Source organism: Novosphingobium sp. (genome assembly GCF_025351285.1).
Taxonomy (GTDB): Bacteria; Pseudomonadota; Alphaproteobacteria; order Sphingomonadales; family Sphingomonadaceae; genus Novosphingobium.
Map to the genome: position 1 here is coordinate 1 of NZ_JANXWG010000051.1, position 2441 is coordinate 2441.

Consider the following 2441-nt stretch of genomic DNA (forward strand, 5'->3'; position numbering starts at 1 on the left):
CGGCGGTCGAGTTGGTAGCCGGGTACTTCGAGCGGCAAACCGGCGGCAAGCCATGACCAGTGCGCAATGCACGGCGCTTCACCATTGCCGTAGCCTTGCGCGAACACCACGTCGTCGACGCGCGTAGGATCGATTTTCGTCCGTTCCATCAGCGCCTTGAGCGTTACTGCGCCCAGTTTTCCGGCGGTGAGCGACGACAGCGCGCCGCCGAATTTGCCGACGGCGGTGCGGACGGGGGCAACAATGGCAGCGCGGCGAAGCGTCATGGTGTGGGTTCCTTGGCTGTTCCGACGATACCTGCGTCGATCAGGCGGGCGATCTCGCCCGAGGAAAGCTTGAGCCGCTCGGCCAGGATTTGCTCGCTGTCCGCGCCCAGCCGTGGCGCGGGCGCGGGCGCCCGGCGATCGAGCGCGGGCAGTGTCGCGAAGGCACCTGCGGCGGGATAGGCGAAGCCGCTGGGGTTGTCGGCGGTATGCGCGAACATCGGGTTAGCGGAAACCAGCCGCGGGTCTTCGATCGCTTCGGGCATGGTGCGATAGGGGCCGTGGACGACGGCGTTGGCATCGAGCCGGGCGGCGAGATCGGCATGGCTCAATGCAGTGACGCGCGGTTCGATCAGCGCGAAGATCGCCTCGCGATGGCGGAAGCGCGTGCTGTCATCGCCCGCAAAGCGCACGCCGAGCAGGGCTTCGAGCTGCGCCAGCGGTTCGGCCAGGTCGAGCGCCTTGACCAGCCCGGACCAGTGCCGCTCGTTGATTGCCACGATCATCAACCGCACGCCGTCCGCCGTCACGAAATCGCGGCCGATCGTGCCGAACACCGCATTGCCCAGCCTCTCGCGATCGCGCCCGTCGTACAACACTTCGGCGACGCGGCCCAGGTTGGCGGCCGAGCCCATCGCGATATCGGTCAGCGGCAGGCGCACTTCGCCGCCCAGCCCGGTCGCCTCGCGCCGACGGATTGCGGCGAGCAGCGCGAAGGCGGCATAAGCGCCGGTGAGCAAGTCCCACGCTGGCAGGACGTGGTTGACCGGGGCGGGATCGTTCAGAGGTCCGGTCAGCGCGGCATAACCCACCGCAGCATTGGCGGTGTAGTCGAGCGCGATGGCGCCATCGGGCCAGCCCATCACCCGCACGGTGACGAGATCGGCGCGGCCCTCAGCCAGCCGGTCGTGCGCCAAAAAGCCGCCGACCGGCAGGTTGGTGATGAGGTTGCCGGTGGCGCGGATCAGTTCGGTCAGCAGTTCGCGACCCGGTTTACCGGTCAGATCGAGCGCCAGCGACTTCTTGGCGCGGTTGAGGTTTTCCCAGCTGAGCGAATCCTGGTTCGCGGTTATCGGCCAGCGATGGAAATCCTGCCCGCCGCCGATCTGGTCCACCCGGATGACCTCGGCGCCGAACTGCGAGCAATAAAGCCCGGCCGTTGGCGAGGCGACAAACGACGACACCTCGACCACCGAAAGGCCGCCCAGGATGTCGTACATCGTGCTTCTCCCTTACGCTGCGCCGGCCGCAAATTCGCGCAGCATGTGCTTGGCGATCTGCAATTGAAGGATCTGGGTGGTGCCTTCGTAGATGCGGTAAATGCGCGCATCGCGGAAGAAGCGTTCGGCTTCGTATTCGGCGAGATAGCCCGCGCCGCCGTGAACCTGGACGCAGCGATCTACCACGCGGCCGCACATTTCGGACGCAAACACTTTGGCCGCCGCCGCCTTGCGCAACACCGATTCGCCGGCATCGGCGCGGCGCGTGGCATCGGCGATCATGCATTCGGCGGCGTAGATTTCGATCTCGCTGTCCGCCAGCATCGCCTGGATGAGCTGGAAATTGGCGATCGGCTCGCCGAACGCCTTGCGCTCGGTGGCATAGCGCACCGCGGTATCGAGCGCGCGCCGCGCATAGCCCGCCGCAGCCGCCGCGACCGAAAGCCGGCCGTTGTCGAGGCTTTGCATCGCGGTGACGAAGCCCTTGCCTTCGACGCCGCCGAGCAGCGCATTGCCGGGAATGTGCACGTCGTCCATCACGATATCGGCGATGTGGCTGCCCGACTGGCCCATCTTCCTGTCCGACTTGCCGACCGAAACGCCCGGCGAATCCATCGGCACGAGGAAGGCGGAAACGTGCGCATTCTTGGGCAGCGCTTCTTTCTCGGTCCGCGCCATGATCAGCGCCACTTTGGCGAAGGGCGCGTTGGTGATGTAGCGCTTGGTGCCGTTGAGCACGTAACCGTTGCCCGAGCGCGTAGCAGTGGTCTGCATCGCCGCCGAATCCGAGCCGGAGCCAGGTTCGGTCAGCCCGAAGCTGGCGATTTCACCTGCCGCCAACCGAGGCAGCCATTCGGCCTTCTGCTCCTCGGTGCCCGACTTGACCAGCGCCGAGCACACCATGCCCAGGTTGATCGAGGTGATCGAACGATACGCCGGCAGCGCATACGACAGAACG

At 66.3% G+C, this 2441-nt stretch carries 2 protein-coding genes and 1 pseudogene; all 3 read right to left on the reverse strand.

Annotation, left to right across the window (positions count from 1 at the left end; translation table 11 throughout):
- Nucleotides 1-266 (reverse strand): annotated as a pseudogene (locus tag Q0R16_RS06030) (acetyl-CoA C-acyltransferase); the annotation flags it as partial.
- A complete protein-coding gene (locus tag Q0R16_RS06035) occupies nucleotides 263-1483 on the reverse strand; it encodes a CoA transferase (RefSeq protein ID WP_295633541.1) in 1221 nt (406 codons plus the stop codon). The gene Q0R16_RS06035 and the pseudogene Q0R16_RS06030, both read right to left, overlap by 4 nt.
- Before the next feature lie 12 nt (nucleotides 1484-1495).
- Nucleotides 1496-2441 (reverse strand): acyl-CoA dehydrogenase family protein (locus tag Q0R16_RS06040; RefSeq protein WP_295633544.1); only part of this gene is annotated, 946 nt, incomplete at its 5' end.

Bases quoted from the DNA above. Each gene is read 5' to 3' on its own strand.
- Q0R16_RS06035 (WP_295633541.1), bottom strand. From the start codon at position 1,483: ATGTACGACATCCTGGGCGGCCTTTCGGTGGTCGAGGTGTCGTCGTTT.